Raw genomic sequence first — 19800 nt, forward strand, 5'->3', positions numbered from 1 at the left:
AATTTATTCTTTAAATCCTTTGTAACAGAGGAATAGCCCAAGAAGTAAATCAAGGCCTGCAGCAGCATAAGTCATGTATATATTTTCCACGAATGACAAAGAAACTGTGTCAATAAAATGTGGAAGGAAGATAATACCTATGCCTTTTAATAAAACGATCCAGGCTATAATTGTGATTAAAAGCCGCCAATTCCATTGCCAGATATTGTGGCTTACAACCATTAGTATCCCTAAAATCAAGGTAAAAAATCCAGTTACAAACATCAATGTCGGATCATGAATTAAACGCTGTACATATCCTGTAAATTGCTGCATGTCGACATACATTGCAACTGAAACAATGATAAAATAAATACCCAGCACTTTACTTAAAAATTTTGAGGTGTCCATTTTTGCTATCCTTAGTAGTTTTTTATTAATTATAGGATTACTTTTAATATTTGTACAAATTAAGGACAGAACGCTGGCTACATAGGTTGCCTTGTAGCCAGCTAATTATAAGCGTATGATGTTTGCGATTTTTTATTATTACAAGGAATGTGTTATGAAGCGGTTGTTATCGTCATTTTCTCTCGCTCTTATGGTATCCGGTTCAGCGTTTGCCTTAGCTCCCTCCCGATGTCCCAGTGCCGAAGCTTTAGCGGCTGTTGGCGTCAATGATGCTGTAGAGACTATTGGCTGGCTGGGATTAAACTGGAGTAATTATTTTGATACTGACAATGAATGGAGCCTCCTTGTCTGGGTTGATGTTGCCAAAAATAAAGCGGATGCAATTAAAAAAGCAAATCGTGTGTTGAAAAAGCTTAACAACTCTGGCGGACCTGAACGGGAAGGCGATTCATGGTTCTGTGCCTATAAGAATAAGAAAAATAACGCCCTGGTTGCAGCCTACACCCCTAAAATTAAAGTAGTTAATCCCTCCAGATTTATAGGCAAGTAATAGCGACTGGTGCCTCAGATTGGATGAGGCATCGGATTTTAAGGCAAACTTGCAAAAAGATGCGTTTGTAAATTAAGAATAAAGCCATGTTTCAGGCAATATTCAGCAGCATATTCATGGTTACGCCGGTTTTTTTCCATATCGAGTAAATCAGGCTCCCAGAAACTGACGACCTCGTTGATTTCAGATCTTTCTTCGAGAGTCAGATCCCTGCCCTCCTCCCGGATTGTTTTCACGCGCTGTGGTTCATTTTTATAGATATTCATTGGACTTATGAAAACTGGCTTCTTTGTATTTTGCGCCCAATCGTGCGCCCATTCCGGAACATTGTTATATGGGGAAATACCATTTTCTGGCGCGGACATAACAAATTTCAAACAATCGGCTCGCGCCAGCATTTTATCTCCTGGCTGTAAATAGCGTACCGGTATTCCTTCTTTCTGCAAACATTTCGGGCTGACAACCAGAGTCACTTGGTCAGGTAAATCTGGCAGAATGACTGTGCCATTGGATTCAATTTGCATGGTTTGAAAATAATGTTTTGCCGCGTGTAGAAATGGAGCAAGATTAGCCTGCAACGCCGGTTCGCCGCCAGTAATGACCAATACCATTTTGCGCGGACTTGATTGTGCCCATTCAGGAGTAACCATTTCACGGCTGTTAAAAAACTGATTTATTACCTGTTCAGCTTCCTCGAATAATGCCTGAAAGGATTTCCAGTCACCGGAGTCAAAATAAGTATCGCAAAAAGAACAGGCAAGATTGCATTTCGCCAGCCGGATAAAATAGGCGGGCTGCCCGCGATAAGGCCCTTCACCCTGCAAAGTAAAAAATCGGCTGGTAACAAATAGTTCATCTGATTTTGCCGAATTAAAAAAGGACTTACCGACAACTTCATTAAGACCAAACACAACTTTGCCCTTTTCAAAACAAATTAAAAGGCTATTATAGCGAAATTTAATTTTTACCGCGATGTTTCATTAATGCAGTAAAAAATTCCGGTTTGTTTAGACCGATCGCTGCAAAAATCTGAGGGACTTTATCCCAGCTTCCTTCCTGCTCAATACTCGCAACGACTAATTCAAAGCCTTTATTCTTATCTGTTTCAACTCCCCAGCCATTAATATAGCAAAGGCCGCGCAACCTTTTTGCCAGAACATGCTCAAGGTTTTGTGCGGCCAGTAAATAAGCATGAGCCTCTTCATACAACTGAGTCGCCATCCGTTTGTTACTGGGGTTGGCGAAGAGTTCTTCCTGCTCCAGTTTCTCACGGAACTTGGCCTCTTCAAGCAATTGTTGTCCTAACAGATATTGCGATTCAGCATGATCCATAGCGGCGGCAGCCCGCATACATTCATTAACCATTTGGCTAGCAAATGGATATTTTTTCTTGCCAATCAGAGACTTGTACTTTTTCCCCAGAAGCTCGTACATGGCAATTTCTTTTTTTAACAGATCATCATTAACCGCATTCATTTTACGGTTATGCTGCATTGCTTTCAGCTTTTTTGTTAATGATCGGATTTTCATTTGTTTAATAAGACCCATGATAACTCCTTTATTCTTATTGCGGTGGTGGAACAGCAATCAGCCATTCAACAAAAAAGACAAAAGCTACAACAGCAATAATTAACAAAAACAATTTGCTGCCAAAACTTGCGGTTTCTTTTATATCCTCAACAATGAGCCCTTCCTCCTCAGGATTTTTCTCAGGAGTTAGGCCATAAATGTCGTTATCAAGCCGATTGGAAGTAAAATAGGCAATTAAGCCGCTGACCACAGCCGGAATGAAAAAGCTGAAAAATATTGTCCAGTTCGCTGAAGTCCGTGTCATATTATGGTTTTCAACAAGTCTTTCCCGCCAATGCGATACGAATTCTGGAACATCATAATGCCAGTTCCATATTAGATGCGGCATGATATAAATGATGAACGAAGCTAAACTCAGGCATATGACCAAAGAGATCATGCAAGTAATAAATAATTTACTATTATATGCATAACGGTCGTACTCCATGCTCCAGCAAGCTCCTGTTTTATTTCTGTATTTGAATTAATGATAGTCTATCTTTGCAATGAATCAAGAAAAATTAAGAGATTCAACGGACTATCTTATTATGCCATCCTCCTTGTTTTGTATCGATCACTGCTGAAATACTGTCTTTACAGCGCAATCTACAAATTGCTACAGTATCAAAAAACTTTACTGGAAAACCAATGAAACGGCATGTTTTTATGATTTCGGATGGAACCGGGATTACAGCGGAGAATCTTGGGAATAGCCTGATTACGCAATTTGAAAATATTGAATTTGAAAAAGCCACTATTCCCTATATAGATACGCTGGATAAAGCTAATGCGGCAATTATTCGGATTAATCAGGCTTATGAGAAAACCGGAATTAAGCCGCTTTTATTTATGACCCTGGTCAATGTCGAAATAGCTAATCGAATTAAACAGGCTGAGGCTTGTGTCTTTGATTTGTTTAATACCTTTTTAGGCCCGCTGGAAATTGAACTGGGTGAAAAATCTTCCTATACAGTCGGGCGAACTCATGGTGTAGTCAATCCACAGACGTATACCAGCCGAATGGAAGCGGTTGATTACGCCCTGCTCCATGATGACGGCGTAAAAACCCGCGGCTATGATAAGGCGGATATTATTTTGATTGGCGTATCCCGTTGTGGTAAAACACCCAGTTGCATATACATGGCTCTGCATTTTGGCGTGTTAGCTGCCAATTACCCTTTTACTGAGGAAGATTTAACCAGTTTTCGTCTTCCCGAGAGCCTGCGGCCTTATAAAAACAAATTATTCGGTTTAACCATTGATCCGGAGCGTCTGCAACAAATTCGTAATGAACGCCGGCCAGGCAGCCATTATGCGTCTCCTGAGCAATGCCGTATTGAAGTAGCTGAAGTTGAGGCAATGTATAAGCGCGAACATATCCCCTATTTAAATTCCACGCGCTTTTCAATCGAGGAAATAGCTACCAAGGTGCTGACAACGGCAGGAATAAAGAGAAAGTTTTGATGGCAATAAAGAGTGTTGGGCTACATTTCGTTTAGCCCAACACTCAATCATTCATTTCAAAAGTGGCAGTTAATTCACCCACATTGCCATAAACTCCGTCACTGGCATCTTGGCTAATGTATTGGTATCGCTCATCGCTTTCACAATAGCATTGACCTTTGCATCATCAAACCGGGTTTTCAGATTACGGACAAATTTATCCTCTAACACTGGAATGCCCTCATTGCGGCGTCGTTTGTGGCCAATCGGGTATTCAATAGTGATTTGTTCTGATTCAGTACCGTCTTTAAATTTGATCTGAATACTGTTAGCAATTGAACGCTTTTCAGGATCATGATAATCGCGTGAAAACTGTGTATTTTCAGTGACGCGCATTTTCGCTCGCAACTCATCAATCCGGTTGTCAGCAGCAACATTGTCTTCATAATGATCAGCAGTTAAATTACCATGCAACAATCCGATTGCAACCATATACTGCAGGCAGTGATCACGATCAGCCGGGTTATGCAGAGCGCCCTGCTTGCTGATGATAAGAATCGCTGACTCATGTGTAACTAATTCTATGCTGGCGATATCGTCAAACCGTTCTTTAACCAGCGGATGCAATTTAACAGCACATTCCACTGCAGTTTGCGCATGGAACTCGGCAGGATAGGAAAGCTTGAATAAAACATTTTCCATAACGTAACTGCCATAAGGACGCTGAAATTTAAACGGATTACCTTTAAATAATACATCGTAAAAGCCCCATTTCGGCGCTGTCAGTGCACTTGGATAACCCATCTCCCCGGCTTTGGTAATCAGCGCTAACCGGACGGCACGTGATGTTGCATCGCCAGCTGCCCAGGATTTTCTGGAACCGGCATTAGGAGCATGGCGATATGTGCGCAGGGTTTGACCATCTACAAAAACCTGGGATATCGTACGTTGTAATAGTTCGGTATCTGCTCCCAGCAAAGCTGCGGCAACCGCTGCGCTTGCAAGTTTTACCAGGACGACATGATCCAGTCCAACCCGGTTAAAACTGTTTTCCAGCGCCATACAACCCTGGATTTCATGAGCCTTAATCATGGCAGTCAGTACATGCTGCATGGTTAAAGCCGGTTTACCCGCTTTCAGATTTTGCCGGCTGACATAATCGGCTACGGCCAGAATTGCTCCCAGGTTGTCAGATGGGTGTCCCCATTCTGCTGCCAGCCAGGTATCATTGAAATCCAGCCAGCGCACTATAGCGCCAATATTAAACGCAGCCTGAACCGGATCAAGCTCAAATGAAGTGCCAGGCACTCGCGCTCCGCCAGGCATATCAGCGCCGGGTACAACCGGGCCGAGCAGCTTGGTACATTCAGGGTAATTAAGTGCAAGAATGCCGCAACCTAATGTGTCCATCAGGCAAAGCCGTGCCGTTTCATAGGCTAAAGGACTTTTGATTTCCGCATGCAACACATAATTGGCAATATCTGATATTACCGAGTCATAATCAGGTTTTATATTATCTTCTACATAAGCGCTCATAATTATTCCCTGTCTTCTATAGCAGTAAACGCTCTTGGAGCCGGACCAGTATACTCTGATGACGGCCTGATCAAGCGATTGTCTGCACGTTGTTCGAATACATGCGCAGACCAGCCAGTTATCCGCGACATAACAAATATCGGGGTAAACAATGGCGTTGGAATGCCGCAATAGTGATAAGCTGACGCACTGTAAAAATCAAGATTGGGAAACAGCTTTTTCTCACGCCGCATAATCGCTTCTACCCGCTCGGAAACTTCATAGAGCGTGAGGTCATTATTTGCTTCGGCCAGCTTTTTTGACCATTGTTGAATAATGGGTGAACGCGGATCACAATCTTTATAAACTCGATGGCCAAAGCCCATGATTTTGGCTTTATTGGCAAGCATAATCATCAGTTTCTGTTCTGCGTCGTCGGGGTCTTTAAATTGTTCCAGCAGTTCCATTGCCGCTTCATTGGCGCCACCGTGCAGAGGTCCGCGTAAAGTACCAATCGCTGAAGTAATCGCTGAATAGAAATCAGCAAGAGTAGCCGCTGTAACCCGCGCAGCAAAGGTTGACGCATTAAACTCATGCTCGGCATATAAAATCAGTGATGCATTCATCATGCTGCGTTCAAGTTCAGTTGGTTTACGGCCATGCAGCAATGCCAGAAAATGGCCGCCGGTTGTTGTTTCATCGGACAGCTCATTAATTTCTTCCCCACGATAATGATAGGCATACCAGTAACACATCATGCCGGGAAATAAAGCCAGTAATCTGTCCGCTATGTCGTACTGCTGTTTAAATTCCAGCTCGGGTTCCAGTGTACCTAACATTGAACACGCTGTCCGCAACACATCCATGGGATGAGTATTTTTAGGTATCAGTTTAAGTACTTTTTTTAGATTAGCTGGCAGATGACGCAGACCAATCAACCGCTTCTGATATGCAGTAAGCTCATTGCGAGTCGGCAATTCGCCATAATGAAGCAGATACGCCACTTCCTCAAAGCTCGCCTTTTCAGCCAGATCTTCAATGGAATAGCCACGATAATTAAGACCTGCACCTTCATGGCCTACAGTGGCGATAGCGGAACGCCCTGCAATAACCCCAGCCAATCCCGCTGTATTATTAACCATTTTCTTCCTCCATTAATTGGTCGAGTTTTTGTTCATATTGGTGATATCCCAGAATATCGTATAATTCGTTTCGCGTCTGCATTTTATCGAGCAGCGCCTTTTGCGTACCCTGATTATGGATTGCCTCATATACTAACAGGGCTGCCTGCGACATGGCGCGAAATGCGCTTAAAGGATACAGAATAATACTGACGCCGGCCTGAGCCAGTTCATCACGGGTAAAAAGCGGAGTTTTACCAAATTCGGTAATATTCGCTAAAATCGGGGCGTTAACTTTCTGACTGAACTCCCGGTATTCATCCAGTGTAGTCATGGCTTCAGGGAAAATCATATCAGCGCCCAACTCAATACAAAGCTTTGCACGCTCAATTGCCGCGTCCATTCCTTCAACTGCATAAGCGTCAGTACGTGCCATAATGACAAAATCAGGATCGGTACGGGCATCAACCGCTGCTTTAATGCGATCGCCCATTTCATGTCGGGAAACAATAGCCTTGTTCGGTCGGTGTCCGCAGCGCTTGGCCAGAACCTGATCTTCAATGTGAATGGCAGCAACACCTGCTTTTTCCATCATCTGTACGGTGCGGGCAATGTTGAAAGCATGCCCCCATCCGGTATCAACATCCACCAATAGCGGCAAGTCAGATGATTGGGTAATCCGGCGGGCATCTTCCAGTACATCGGCAAGGCTTGTCATGCCAAGATCCGGCAGGCCATAAGAGGCATTAGCAACCCCTGCACCTGAAAGATAAATGGCCTGACAGCCGGCTCTTTCAGCCAGCATCGCACAGTAGGCATTTATTGTGCCTGTAACCTGTAGCGGCGCCTGTTGTTTTACAAGTGCGCGGAACCGTTTTCCCATGGAGTCAGACATGATTTCTCCCTTTTTCATGTGAAAAGACTTTTTAACATGCACTAGCTGGATGCGCAAGTTTATTGACCGTATATTGCTATATTTTACAGCACGATGCATACTCTGTCGTCCATCTTGTTGCATGAAGACCATTAATGCGGTTATATAAAACAATCAGCGCTTATTTTTTTCCTGCTCTATTGGTTTTATCCATCCTGGCAGGCGGTTTGGCAGGTATTTTGCTGGGACCATCGGTAAAACTGCTGAAACCATTTGGCGATATTTTTCTAAACCTGATATTTACGGCTATCGTTCCCCTGGTCTTTTTCAGTGTTTCCTCTGCAGTTGCAAAAGCAGGCAAGCTTGGCAAGCTCGGTAAAATTACCGCTGCCATGGCAATGGTAATTTTATTTACCAATACTGTAGCTGCCGGTTATGCGATTTTTGTTGTGAAAATGTTTTCCCCCGCTCCTGAAACATTTTTACCGGTTGAGCAGGTCACAAGCCTCGATTCTGCTAACATTGGCAAGCAGATTGTTTCTATTTTTACTGTGTCGGATTTTTCCAGATTATTATCGCATCAGAATATGATGGCCTTGATTCTGTTTTCAATCCTGGTAGGACTGGCAACACTTGGCATTGGAAATAAAAGTAAGGCATTTAATGATTTTCTGGAATCAGGGGAAGAAGTGTTCATGCGTCTTTTTGCCTTAATCATGTATTATGCACCGATTGGGTTTTTCTCATACTTTGCCGTACTGGTTAACGAACTGGGACCGCAATTGATTAATGGTTATGCAAAAATTGCGCTTGTTTATTATCTCTCAGGGCTTTTCTATTTTGGCGCTATCTTATCCTTTTTTTGTTATCTCGCAGGCAAAATTCCTGCTGTCAGGACATTTTGGAAACACAATTTGTTACCGATTGTGACTTCACTGGCTACCTGCAGCAGCGCAGCCTCAATTCCCGCAAATCTTGCTGCAGCCAAAAGCATGGATATCAGCCGGGAAATTGCTGAAACGGTGATTCCGTTGGGAACGGTAATTAATAAAAATGGCTCGGTTATGGGCGGCATTTTTAAAATTGTCTTTCTGTTTGGGATATACCATTTTGATTTTAGCGGTACAACTGTTCTGTTAACTGCATTAGGCGTTTCACTATTAGTCGGCACTGTCATGGGTGCCATTCCCGGCGGCGGCATGTTAGGCGAGTTACTGATTCTTCATGTTTATGGTTTTCCGTCTTCGGTATTAATTGCAGTCGCCGCAATCAGCATTATTATTGACCCCTTGGCAACTATGATTAATGTTTTGGGTAATACAGTTGCTGCGCTGATGACAGCACGGCTTGTTGACGGCAGAATTCAGCCGTCATAATTGACTCGCTCAACCTTTTTAAAATAGAATGGAAAGAAAAAAGCGCCGGTCATGAAGTTTCAAAAACTGCTTATATCTATTGTAGTGTTGATCAGTTTTCTACCCTGCTCTCAGCTATCGTCAGCCAATTCATCTCTATTAGATGATGTAAATCGAAGCTATATTCATCCTTACAAAGCAACCTATAGCAATGCCATTTTTAATCCATTTCTGGTTAATGCCGGGCTGGGCTATCAATTTACCCCAAAAGCGGACTGTGCCAATGCACAGTCGCTAATCAGAACAGCGAAACATGAAGCCCGGCTATGGCAACAGTTAATTTATGCCGCGCCTCCCAAGCCATTAACAGCAACCATGCATTCACAGCTGGAGGAGAGAAAGCGGCAAAATAGCTTATGGGGTTATCGAGTGAGGAATCGCCTGACCATATCAAAATCGGTAACCGACTCGATTTCGCTGGTAAGTTTTGATGAACTCTCGATTAATCTGAACCAGCCGAACTGGGTTATGACCAAAGTCTTTGAGCAAAATCGCCTGTTTTTGGGATTAAATCAGCAAACTTCAGATACACTGGTTGTAGGGGCGGGTTATATTTATCAGTTAATCTTTGCGAAACCGAAGCAAGGTGCTAATGTTTTGGCTTTGTCGGCCCGGTTGAATTTTATGTGAGCGTCATTCCCGCGAAGGCGGGAATCTATTTCTCAAATTGTCAGATGCCCTTTAGAAAAAGAGCGGCAATATCCTGACATTTTAACTCTGTTATCAGCTAATTCGCAGAAAATTTCGCCTTTTCTAAACGAACCTTGAATTGCTTTCATAGAGGTTTTATTAAGCCGCTCAGCCCAAAAAGGTATTAGCATGCAGTGCGCTGATCCAGTAACCGGATCTTCCGGAATAGTATGTTTGGGATAAAAGCAACGAGAATAAAAATCGGCATCCGTCGCGGCGGCAGTTAAAACTAATCCTCGTTTATCAAGCAGAACTAATTGTTTTTGATCGACATTAGCCTGGGCTACAGCGTCTTGATTATCCAGTCTTATAATATAATCCAGTTCGCTTTCAAAAATTTCGACTGCCTCTTGATCAACCAGACTTGCTATAATTTCGGGATTCTGACATGGCATATAGGAAAAAAGTGGAAAATCCAGGGTATATAGATCGCTTTTTCTTGTAACCGGCAAGATTCCGCTTTTACTGATAAAATCAATGCGATCATTTTCAAACATACCTAATTCAAACAAGACATAGCCTGCTGCCAGCGTCGCATGACCACATAGGTTTACTTCTTCTTTAGGCGTAAACCAGCGAATATGGAATCCCTGCTGATCTTCCATAACAAAGGCTGTTTCTGACAAATTGTTTTCTACTGCAATAGCTTGCAGCAATTCATCATTAAGCCAATCTGAAAGTAAACATACTGCAGCGGGGTTACCATGGAAAATTTTATCAGTAAATGCATCGATCTGAAAAATTGCAATATTCTCCACAGCTCACCTCAATAGACAAAAAATAATCAGTATGCGAAGATTAACGCTCTCAAGCCATAGATGCAAGAACTAATCTCTTATTAAAAAGGCTCCATCAGGCCTATGAGTTATTAACAGAACGTTTCCCCTTAAATAAAGCAACACAACCAACAACAGTAATTTCAACATCTGTCAAACTGGTAGCCAAGGCTTTTTCTAAAGCCTGTAACGTATCCATTGCGTTTGAAAAAATTCCTTTTCTATTATAAAGCCCGCAGAGCGCCGTACTGATTTTATTATGGAGTTCTGGATTAGCAAGAATCGTTGCGCCAAACAGTGTACCGCCCGGCTTTAACATTTTAACCGCATTCTCAATGGCTGCTGATTTAAAACTCATATCGCCAGGCAGGCAATGCAGCAGATAATTCATAGAGATTGAATCAAATTGTTCATTCAATTCTGGCTGCGGCTTAAAAATATCAGCCTGATAGGTGATTGGTGAATATTCTGCCAATGCATTTTTAGTCATTGCCAGGCAATTGGGATTTAAATCCATTAATGCGATTTTTGCATCGGCAGGCCATTTGGTGTTTTTCAGGTAATAGCCTGTTCCTACGCCTATATCCAGATGGTTTGCTGTAACCAGCTCGTTGAATTGTTGTAATTGAGGCGCTTTGGGGCAGCGCCAGATGTAACTGTTCGATATGTCCAGTACCCATAGATTATATAATCTTAGTATGAAGGGAGTATAAACAGCCTGCCCTTTCTTAATCTCATTTTCCGTTATCGACGACATAAACATCCTATTACGTGTAGGTTGGGTCGTTCCGACCCAACATTACCAACCCTAAATCACATTCAGATCTGGAGTGCTTGATAAAAAGTCTTGTTGGGTCAAAACGACCCAACCTACAAAATTGTCCGGCACAAAGACATAAGACTACTACGGTATATCCAATTAAAGCAAAATTTTGCTCTTAATGGCAAATGCAAAAAAACATAGCTGCCTAAAACACCACAGATCTATGTTGGTATACTTTTAATAATAAAACGTGCTGGCGATAAAGCCTGTAACAGACCTCTTTTAACAAAGCCTGGTTCGTTATTAATCATCGATGCAAGCAGTTCTGCACTGAGGGGTGCGGTTGTTAACCCCCGCGAGCCAAAACCAGTGCATAAATACAAACCTTGATAATATTGTCCGGTGTATGGCAACCAGCGTTTTGAATTAGTGGCCAGACCGGAAAAACGCTCAAGGAAACGCTTATGATCAGGCACTGGGCCGACTAAAGGCAGATAATCAGGGGTTGCGGCGCGAATGCCGCGCCAATGTTGTTTCACCTGATGTTTACCTTTAAACTTTGCAGACAAAGCAGCCAGTTTTTCCAGATTAAAGCGATCATCGCTGGCAGGATCATTAAATGTTTCCAGGCTTTGGTGGTAACTTGCGCCAAGAGCATGGAGATTATTTTTTAAGGGCAACACATGCCCTGCCCCGCATAAAGGAATTTTTAATTGCCGGCTAAATATACTGGGTGTAATCTGACTGATTTGACCGGGAATAGCTTTTAAAGGCAAATGACAGGTCTGCTGAAATTGTGCAGACTGATAACCATTGGCAATTATCATAATTTCAGCCTGATATTCTCCCGCCAGCCAATCATTACCGCGCTGTTCAATAGCCTCTATGTGCTGTCCGGTTTTCACTTCAATCAGTGGATGATCGGTTAACCAATGACACAAAGACTGGCAATCAAGCCAGCCGGACAGCGGTAAATACAATCCCCCCGTTTCCAATTCAAGACCACTGAGATAGCTTGCTTCCTGGGCGTCAATTAAGCGGCCAAGTTCTGGATAAGCGGTAAGCCAGCCTGCAAGTCCAGCCTGGGAAATTTGCTCGCGTTTGCTGTAAACCAGCTGGATAATACCGTTTAATTCGCCAATTTGGGTCTGTTGCAGGATTTCCTGACAGGTTTTATGCGCAAAAAGATAAGCATTAAGCATAAAAGCGGTCAGAGGCGATTCATAAGCCGACAGCTTGGGATAAAGTACCGCCTGAGTATTGCCTGAAGCGCCAGATGCAATGTTTTCACCTCGTTCAAGCATCAATACCCGATAACCGCGTTTAACAAGCGCTCGCGCTGTAAAACAACCTGCCAGGCCGGCACCGATAATAATAACTTTGCGAGGGTGACTATTATTGGACAGCATGATATGCCATGGCGTTGTCCTTCCCCTTCTTATGGGCTCTCTTGCCAGTTTAAGCCGTGCTTCATAATGGCTTTCAGTTGATGAAACAATTTCAAAACCGGCATTATCCAGCAATGAGATTAAATCAGGGGTAATATAGTTAGAAACAAGAAGCGTATGCCGGGTTGACAGTAACGCTAGCGGTTTTAAGAATGTATTAGCTACCGGGCTTGAGATAATCCAGGCATTGAAAAAGCTGGTTCGTATTTGCGGCTCCAGTGATTCATCACCGCAACACAGTAACTCCTCATAACACTTTATTCTGTCGCCTAACATCAAAATCAGTTTTACCCGCTGATTTTCAAATGTCAGATAATGGAATCCTGGAGTCAGGATGGGATAGTTGTCTAACAGTTTCTCAGCCAGATTGCTTAACGCGGGATATTGGTTGCATGTATCTGCGAGCGCATTGGAACTTAAGGGTGAATCGGTTGCGGCGTAATAGTAAAGTTCGGCATCTGGCGGCGCATACTGTAACCATTCTTGCCAGCAATTAAGAAAATTGACAGGGTTAAAACCGGTTTCACCAATGATGTATCTGGCATTTTTACCGAGCTGCTGCCATTCGCTGGTCATTGTTTGGCAATTAACAGGAGCTGTTGATTGAGGGATGGGGTCGGGGTAGATGGGAGGAAACAGGTTACTCAATACAACTCCTGGTGATAAATAAGCTCATTAAGTTAAAAAAATTCGGCACCCCCGCGAAGGCGGGGATGCCAGAGTGCTTCTACGCTACAGCCAAAGCGCTCTCTTCTGCTTCTGTACCCTGCTCCTGCCCCATCCAACGTTTCAATGCTGGCGCAATAAACAAAAGTGCAATGCCGGCGATTATAGCTAATAATCCCAAAATCAGAAATACCTGGCTATACCCCGAATTGGTCACAACCGGATCCAGAGTAGTCCTGCCAACGGTCATCCAATTTGAACTATAGCTGGATAACGTGGCGCCAACTCCAGTTGCCATCATCCACATTCCCATCATGACGCCCTGCAGGTTAGCAGGCGCCAATGCGCCTATCATTGCGTAACCAATTGGTGAAATTAAAAGCTCGCCTGCGCTTTGCAGGACAAAGCTCAGAATAATCCAGCCTGAACCGACCATCCCATAACTGTCTGCAAACAGTATTCCAACCGGTAATAATGCAAATGCTAACCCAATGAAAAGCAAAGCCAAAGCAAATTGCACCGGAATATTGACTTCTATACCGCGTGCCCGCAGTTTATGAAACAGAATGCCTAGCAGTGGACCGCCTGCGACAATACACAGGGTATTAATATTTTGGTACCACTGTGGCGGAATAACTAATCCGGAGATATTGCGTTGTACGTTATGATTAATAAAATGCGTTAATCCCATCGGGCCAATCTGGTATAAAGTCCAAAATAAGGTACCAATTACTATCAGGACTGCAAACGCGAACAATTTATGACGCGCGTTCTGAGAGGGCTGTTTTGTCGCCAGCCAATAAATTGCTCCCAGTATTATCAAACCGGTAATTAACACCAGCTTGCTGGACAAATCAGCCGAATGCAGCAGTTGGCTTAATAAAACGGGCAATGCTAGTACCATAATGATGCCATAAAAAGACCATTGCCGTTTTTGGCTGTGATTGAGCCGACTATAACTGGTTTCTTTATCAGCAAGCGCTTGCCAGTTATACAGGCAGAAAATCAATGCGAACAGATTACCGATACTGCTTAGCAAAAAAAGCTGCTGATAATTATTACTGAGCTGGAAATAACCGCTGAGTGAATAGCCGATAAAAAAACCGACATTCATACTGGCATAACTATACAAAAAAGCAGTTTCCCTGCGAGTATCTTGCGGTTGAAAGCGTTGGGTGATCATGCAATTGAGGCAAGTGACGTTCAAGCCTGATCCAGCCAGGAATGCGGCAAGACCATAATAAAGAAATTCCTGATTCACTAAAGCCAGCAATAAGCAGCCAATAATCTGCGCCGCCATGCCAATGCAGAATAAAGTGCGATTGCTGAAAAAACGTCCGCCCCAGTAACCGCCTAATAAATGAAGCGCGAAATTAAATGCAACAAATACCCCCATGATATTGTTGGCAAAAGGAATGGATAAAGCTAACGGACCTGTCATGTAGAGCACCAGCGTTGAGTATAATACGCTGAAACTTAAAGTAGAGAAAAGCTGAATATAAAACAATGCGATGATACCTTCCGGCATATTACTCAAAGCTGATTTACTGCGCTCCTTCGTCGACATAAATTGCTTCCTCCGTTAGCTTTATCTCAAACAATATGCCACGCAAAAAAATGACTGTCTATGGTATTTGTTATAAATTTGTTGGTAAATTAGTTCAATCCTGACGTAGATTGAGCTAAACGAAAGTGCAGCCCAACAATCGATGTCAGAATAATAAATGAATGTTAAGGTTTACCAGCTAACCCGGCGTAATGGTTAGAAAAATGGTATACTATTTTTCTATTTAGTGACTCCTGGAAACAAATTATGCACAAAAAAATCTACTTGACCGGAATTGAAAAGAAGCCTGGCAAGTCCTTTGTATCGCTTGGCGTTCTCGCCCAGTTAAAAGAGCTTCAGCAGCCGCTGCATTGTTTTAAACTTTTCGCTGAAAAAGACGAATCCCAAAACCCCCTGCTTGAAGTTATAAGCAACACCGAAATTACCCCGCTTATGTCAATCAATATGGCAATTAACATGATGCGCACGCAGCCAGAAGATTTGTTTGCCAGCGTGCTTGAAGTTAGCCAGAGTACCTCCTCTGAAGGTATTACCTATTTTGAAGGAACTGATTTCGAAAGCGATAATGATGTGTTTGAATATCAGTTTAACCTGACATTGGCATACCAGTTAAGTTGCGATGTAATCCTTGTGGTGTCGGCTAAGGATCGCACTCTTGAACATACCCTGAGCGTGATCAATACCGCCCTTGAAATTGGTAAAAAAAATCATGCCAGGATAACCGGCGTCATTATCAATCGTGTTCCCAGCCAGGATGAACAAAAAGCCCAGGATTTCTTTAATAAACAACTTTCCAGCCTTGGGTTTGTCAGTATTGTTCCCGAAATCGAACAATTTGCCAATCCCAGTGTCGGCGATATCGCTAATAAGCTTAAAGCGCTAGTCCTTTGCGGCGAACATGAATTATCCCGGCCAGTTAAAGAATTTACTATTGCTGCTAAAACCGTAGGAAATTTTCTGGAATCACGGCTTGAACGAAGCGGCATGTTAATTATTACACCCGATGACCGGATTGATATCCTGTTAGGTACCTTACTTGCGGATCAATCAGCCAATTATCCAAAAATAGCCGGTGTTGTACTGACCAATGGCGAAATGCCCGGGCCTATTATCCAACGAATCATTGCAGGCCTTGAAAATCCATTTCCAGTCTTACTCACCAAAAGCAAAACCTATGAAACAGCAACGATACTTTTTTCGGCCAAGTTCAGTTTAAATCAGTCAGATATGAAGAAAGTCACTGGAGCGGTTCAGGCAATGACGCCTTATCTGTCCGCACCACTGCAAAAGTTCCTGGCTCAGCGGGAAGATAAAACGCAACTAAGCCCGGCAGTTTTTCTGTATGATCTGGCGAATCGGGCACGAGTAAAGAAACGTCATATCGTGCTCCCTGAAGGCTATGATACGCGTATTCTGACTGCCGCGGATTATTTACTTAAACGGAATATAGTTAACATCACCTTACTTGGCAATCCTGAAAAAATCAATTTGCTCGCCAAACGGCTTGAACTTGAATTACCCAATGTAAACATTATAGATATTGAGAAGTCAGCACAAAAAGAACGTTATGCCGAACAATATTATCAACTCAGAAAACATAAAAACATTAATTTGCCAATAGCTAAAGAACGGATGACAGACGTTAATTATTTTGCAGCAATGATGGTCTATTGTAAGGATGCGGACGGCATGGTGTCCGGCGCTGCACATACTACAGCTGATACGGTTCGCCCAGCCCTTGAAATTATCAAGACCAAACCAGGAGTAACCAAAGTTTCCTCAATATTTATTATGTGTTTACCCGCGCGAGTATTGATATATGGCGATTGTGCGATAAACCCTGAGCCAGACAGTGATACACTGGCGGAAATTACTGCCCAGGCAGCCGATATTGCCGATAAATTGGGGATATCGCCTCGTATCGCCCTGTTATCCTATTCATCAGGCACTTCAGGTAAAGGCGAAAGCGTAGAAAAAGTTGCCAAAGCATTACCAATTATCAAAGCAAGTCATCCGCAGTTGCTGGTTGAGGGTCCTATTCAGTATGACGCTGCTGTTGATCCTGAAGTCGCCGCAACCAAACTACCAGGCTCGCAGGTTGCCGGACATGCCAATGTCCTGATTTTCCCGGATTTAAATACTGGAAATAATACTTATAAAGCTGTGCAGCGTGAGAGCGGCGCGCTGGCAATTGGTCCTGTATTATTAGGGCTTAACAAACCGGTGAATGATTTAAGCCGAGGTTGTACACCACAGGATGTTATTAATACTATCCTGGTGACTGCTGTTCAGGTTGAAGGAGATTAGTCGTGAATATTTTAACCATTAACGCTGGCAGCTCATCAATTAAGTATAAGGTTTATACGCAGGGTAAATTATTATTGTCCGGATTAATTGAGGGAATTACCGAGGTTGTCGGCCAATGGCACCATCAGTATCAGGATAAAAAAAGGATTACCCGGCAGTTTGCAGATCACCAGCAAGCCTTTAGCGTGCTGGCGGAGCAACTCTATCAGGATTTGGCTGATTATCCGATTCAAGGAGTCGGTCATCGGGTTGTTCATGGCGGTGAACAGTTTTATCAACCAACGGTCATCACCGATCATGTACTTGAGCAATTAAAAAAACTCTCCTCGCTTGCTCCGCTTCATAATCCGGTTAACATCCTGGGCATTGAATACGCCAGACAACATTTTCCGGCAGCCACTCATGTGGCAGTCTTCGATAGCGGTTTCCACCATACTATGCCCGAACATGTCAGGCGATATGCAATTAATACGGCTATTGCCGATCAATATCAGATCAGACGGTATGGTTTTCATGGCATCAATCACCAGTATGTCGCTATCCAGGCGGCAAAATTTCTGAATAAGCCACTGGAAAAATGCAATTTCATCACCTTACACCTTGGTAACGGCGCGAGCGCATGCCTTATAAAGCAAGGGCAATCACAGGACACCAGCATGGGAATGACGCCTCTGGCGGGTCTGGTTATGGGAACCCGTTGCGGAGATATTGATCCTGCTATTCCCTTATATCTGCTTGCCCAAGGCTTGCCTGGACAAGAAATCGATCAGCTATTGAATAAAAAAAGCGGGCTAAAAGGCGTGGGTAATGACAATGATATGCGTAATATTCTGAAACTGATTAGCGAGGGCAATAATGATGCCCGGCTTGCACTCAAGATGTATGTTTATGCCATTCAGAAAGTGATTGGCGCCTACTTTGCCCAGACTGATTCGCTGGATGCGCTCATATTTACCGGCGGTGTAGGCGAAAACGCAGCGGCGGTAAGACAGGAGGTTATTGCTCCGTTGCGGCATTTAAATTTTCAATTAAATGAAAAAATTAATCAGAGTCCAGCTGATGAATCATGCCAGTCTATTGCATCGGGTGCGATACCGATATTAATTATTAAAGGTGATGAGGAAATCTTTATTGCGCAGCAGGTTGAAATAATTTTACAGCCTTAATTTCTGCTTTTACATTTTTTTTACAACACAAAGCCATTTGACTACTTACTGACAAATGGCCTAATTTGATATAATAAGCACATATTGATCTTAAAGGAAACCTGATGGATTCTTTATTGCAAGATGATGACAAACTCGATCTTTATGCAAAAGCCGTAAAAAAGAACTCCTGTAATCAATGTCGGGCATTAGGTCTGGCTGTTTGTAAAGGCCATGCTGGCGGAGGGGGTAAAGGAGGCAGTCAGGGTGAAGGGAAAGAATCTGCTCCAGCACAAGCGTCATCAGCCAATGAAGAAGCATTTAGTTCTGATAATTTAAATGAATTGTTTGCGCAGAGCATGCTTTGGATGCCTGTAGATGAGGAGGGAGGAGGATTTAAATACAAAAATCCCCTGGCTGCATTTACAATCATCCTGGATCTGGATAAAGGTTTGCTTCAATTCAAAGGCTTGCAACCGCTTACTGCAGGGCAAGAAGCGTTAATGAAAGCGCTGTATGCAAGCATTGAAACAGAATTTACCGAGTTTAAACAGGAACTGGAAGAACAAGGTGTAAATATTGATCAGATGCTCTTAACGCGTGAAGGCTATAACCTGACCATAAAAATTCCTTACCCTAAATATTATGACTCATTCATCAGGCGGCTTATTGAGAAAAATTATTTGCCGTTGGAAATCAGTTTTGATGATGTGCCGAAACAGACCTTGGCAAATGATAATACAGCAGAATTGACAGAGGCTCCAGGCTGGAAACTGCCTACCCCTGCCCCATTTAATATTGTACCCAAGCCAACGCCTGAATAGAAAACTGAGTGTGTAGCTTTGATGCACACAGCGCTATTAAGGTTTCATACTACTCTGCAGCCCATCCTGAACTATTGTACATTCATTAGTTATTGTGCGTCGAACCTCAAAACGCTTACGTTCATTACACAAATCAGCAAGCTCTTCACAAAAGCCCATACCCTTGGTTTGTTTAAAAAAACCGTTAGCAAGCTGTTTTATTTTTGCCAATTCCAGATTCTCATCCAGCATCCTTTTTGTGCATTCAATAAGAATTATTTGATAATCCACATATAAATCTAATAGTTCAAAATTATCTCGTTTAAAACATTCATACAAAGCATCATACAGATATTTTTTATCAGCACTGAATGCGGGATATTCAGTGCCTGATATTCGATAAAAAATATGTTTCATCAATAAAATTTGATTATGTTGAGCCGCTTCAAGAAAAACTTTGCCAAGCAATTCACGAGTGAATTTTTCTTTTGCTCTAAAGGCATAAGTGTCCATTAAGGAAGTATTGCCAACACGTGCAGCTTTTAGCAAATTTTCTTCCGGTGTTTTATTACGTTAATCCTGCAAGCAGTCTAAGCCAAGCGCTGGTTGAAATGGCAGCATTTGCGCTTGCTCGCGGTGATGAAGTGAGAACAGCCGATCTGGCGCAGTCGCGTGAAAATTTAAGCCGGCCGGTAAGTCATGGGCTAAATCCATAACTATTCACGAACTGCCGGCGTGAAAGGTTGCGCTTTTCACGT

The 19800-nt window shown here is 42.9% G+C and carries 20 protein-coding genes; 8 read left to right on the top strand and 12 right to left on the bottom strand.

Annotated features, from left to right (window positions below; translation table 11 throughout):
• Positions 1–3 precede the first annotated feature (3 nt).
• Positions 4–390 carry a hypothetical protein gene (locus ACFORL_RS00245; protein WP_382339928.1) on the bottom strand — a complete coding sequence of 129 codons (387 nt, stop codon included), beginning with the start codon at positions 388–390 and terminating at the stop codon, positions 4–6.
• A gap of 154 nt (positions 391–544) precedes the next feature.
• On the opposite strand from ACFORL_RS00245, the gene ACFORL_RS00250 reads away from it, so the two are divergent.
• Positions 545–940 carry a DUF4949 domain-containing protein gene (locus ACFORL_RS00250; protein ID WP_382339930.1) on the top strand — a complete coding sequence of 132 codons (396 nt, stop codon included), beginning with the start codon at positions 545–547 and terminating at the stop codon, positions 938–940.
• 38 nt (positions 941–978) lie between these two features.
• Here ACFORL_RS00250 and ACFORL_RS00255 read toward each other — a convergent pair whose 3' ends face one another.
• The 3 genes from ACFORL_RS00255 to ACFORL_RS00265 are packed head-to-tail and all read right to left on the bottom strand — an operon-like array spanning position 979 to position 2858.
• Positions 979–1851 (bottom strand): 7-carboxy-7-deazaguanine synthase QueE, encoded by an 873-nt coding sequence (locus ACFORL_RS00255; protein WP_382339932.1) that lies wholly within the window; start codon positions 1849–1851, stop codon positions 979–981.
• A 46-nt stretch (positions 1852–1897) separates the two neighbouring features.
• Positions 1898–2488: a hypothetical protein gene (locus tag ACFORL_RS00260; protein WP_382339934.1), complete on the bottom strand. Its 591-nt coding sequence runs from the start codon at positions 2486–2488 to the stop codon at positions 1898–1900.
• A gap of 16 nt (positions 2489–2504) precedes the next feature.
• The gene (locus ACFORL_RS00265; RefSeq protein ID WP_382339936.1) at positions 2505–2858 is read right to left on the bottom strand and encodes a hypothetical protein; all 354 of its coding nucleotides are present in this window, start codon (positions 2856–2858) and stop codon (positions 2505–2507) included.
• A 299-nt stretch (positions 2859–3157) separates the two neighbouring features.
• On the opposite strand from ACFORL_RS00265, the gene ppsR reads away from it, so the two are divergent.
• Entirely contained in the window at positions 3158–3973 is an 816-nt protein-coding gene (gene ppsR / locus ACFORL_RS00270) for a posphoenolpyruvate synthetase regulatory kinase/phosphorylase PpsR (protein ID WP_382339938.1), read from the top strand.
• 69 nt (positions 3974–4042) lie between these two features.
• On the opposite strand, the gene ACFORL_RS00275 is transcribed toward ppsR, so the two are convergent.
• From ACFORL_RS00275 to prpB, 3 genes are read right to left on the bottom strand one after another with little or no spacing between them, the layout of a single operon-like run.
• Positions 4043–5488 carry a bifunctional 2-methylcitrate dehydratase/aconitate hydratase gene (locus ACFORL_RS00275; protein WP_382339940.1) on the bottom strand — a complete coding sequence of 482 codons (1446 nt, stop codon included), beginning with the start codon at positions 5486–5488 and terminating at the stop codon, positions 4043–4045.
• Between the two features lie 2 nt (positions 5489–5490).
• On the bottom strand, positions 5491–6609 hold the full coding sequence (gene prpC / locus ACFORL_RS00280) for a bifunctional 2-methylcitrate synthase/citrate synthase (RefSeq protein WP_382339942.1): 1119 nt from the start codon (positions 6607–6609) through the stop codon (positions 5491–5493).
• On the bottom strand, positions 6602–7483 hold the full coding sequence (gene prpB, locus ACFORL_RS00285; RefSeq protein WP_382339944.1) for a methylisocitrate lyase: 882 nt from the start codon (positions 7481–7483) through the stop codon (positions 6602–6604). The genes prpC and prpB overlap by 8 nt, the downstream gene beginning before the upstream one ends.
• Before the next feature lie 134 nt (positions 7484–7617).
• On the opposite strand from prpB, the gene ACFORL_RS00290 reads away from it, so the two are divergent.
• Positions 7618–8838: a dicarboxylate/amino acid:cation symporter gene (locus ACFORL_RS00290; protein WP_382339946.1), complete on the top strand. Its 1221-nt coding sequence runs from the start codon at positions 7618–7620 to the stop codon at positions 8836–8838.
• 51 nt (positions 8839–8889) lie between these two features.
• A complete protein-coding gene (locus ACFORL_RS00295; RefSeq protein WP_382339948.1) occupies positions 8890–9507 on the top strand; it encodes a DUF2490 domain-containing protein in 618 nt (205 codons plus the stop codon).
• Between the two features lie 32 nt (positions 9508–9539).
• Here ACFORL_RS00295 and ACFORL_RS00300 read toward each other — a convergent pair whose 3' ends face one another.
• From ACFORL_RS00300 to ACFORL_RS00315, 4 genes are all read right to left on the bottom strand, one after another.
• Entirely contained in the window at positions 9540–10325 is a 786-nt protein-coding gene (locus ACFORL_RS00300; protein WP_382339950.1) for a PhzF family phenazine biosynthesis protein, read from the bottom strand.
• 100 nt (positions 10326–10425) lie between these two features.
• Positions 10426–11100, bottom strand: a complete 675-nt coding sequence (locus tag ACFORL_RS00305) for a class I SAM-dependent methyltransferase (RefSeq protein ID WP_382339952.1) — start codon at positions 11098–11100, stop codon at positions 10426–10428.
• 227 nt (positions 11101–11327) lie between these two features.
• Positions 11328–13202, bottom strand: coding sequence for an FAD-dependent 5-carboxymethylaminomethyl-2-thiouridine(34) oxidoreductase MnmC (gene mnmC, locus ACFORL_RS00310; protein WP_382339954.1), 1875 nt, complete (start codon positions 13200–13202; stop codon positions 11328–11330).
• Positions 13203–13281: 79 nt separating this feature from the next.
• The gene (locus ACFORL_RS00315; RefSeq protein ID WP_382339956.1) at positions 13282–14787 is read right to left on the bottom strand and encodes a peptide MFS transporter; all 1506 of its coding nucleotides are present in this window, start codon (positions 14785–14787) and stop codon (positions 13282–13284) included.
• Between the two features lie 246 nt (positions 14788–15033).
• Here ACFORL_RS00315 and pta point away from each other — a divergent pair, with 246 nt between their 5' ends.
• From pta to ACFORL_RS00330, 3 genes are all read left to right on the top strand, one after another.
• Positions 15034–17094: a phosphate acetyltransferase gene (gene pta / locus ACFORL_RS00320; protein ID WP_382339958.1), complete on the top strand. Its 2061-nt coding sequence runs from the start codon at positions 15034–15036 to the stop codon at positions 17092–17094.
• Positions 17095–17096: 2 nt separating this feature from the next.
• Positions 17097–18260 carry an acetate/propionate family kinase gene (locus ACFORL_RS00325; protein WP_382339960.1) on the top strand — a complete coding sequence of 388 codons (1164 nt, stop codon included), beginning with the start codon at positions 17097–17099 and terminating at the stop codon, positions 18258–18260.
• A 104-nt stretch (positions 18261–18364) separates the two neighbouring features.
• Positions 18365–19063, top strand: a complete 699-nt coding sequence (locus ACFORL_RS00330; protein ID WP_382339962.1) for a hypothetical protein — start codon at positions 18365–18367, stop codon at positions 19061–19063.
• A 36-nt stretch (positions 19064–19099) separates the two neighbouring features.
• Here the strand turns inward: ACFORL_RS00330 and ACFORL_RS00335 are convergent, their stop codons facing one another.
• Positions 19100–19591: a hypothetical protein gene (locus tag ACFORL_RS00335; protein ID WP_382339964.1), complete on the bottom strand. Its 492-nt coding sequence runs from the start codon at positions 19589–19591 to the stop codon at positions 19100–19102.
• On the opposite strand from ACFORL_RS00335, the gene ACFORL_RS00340 reads away from it, so the two are divergent.
• A complete protein-coding gene (locus ACFORL_RS00340) occupies positions 19576–19758 on the top strand; it encodes a hypothetical protein (RefSeq protein WP_382339966.1) in 183 nt (60 codons plus the stop codon). The two genes, ACFORL_RS00335 and ACFORL_RS00340, sit on opposite strands and share 16 nt — an antisense overlap.
• Positions 19759–19800: the final 42 nt, after the last annotated feature.

The sequence above is a fragment of the Legionella dresdenensis genome, from assembly GCF_042649825.1.
Classification (GTDB): Bacteria; Pseudomonadota; Gammaproteobacteria; order Legionellales; family Legionellaceae; genus Legionella_C; species Legionella_C dresdenensis.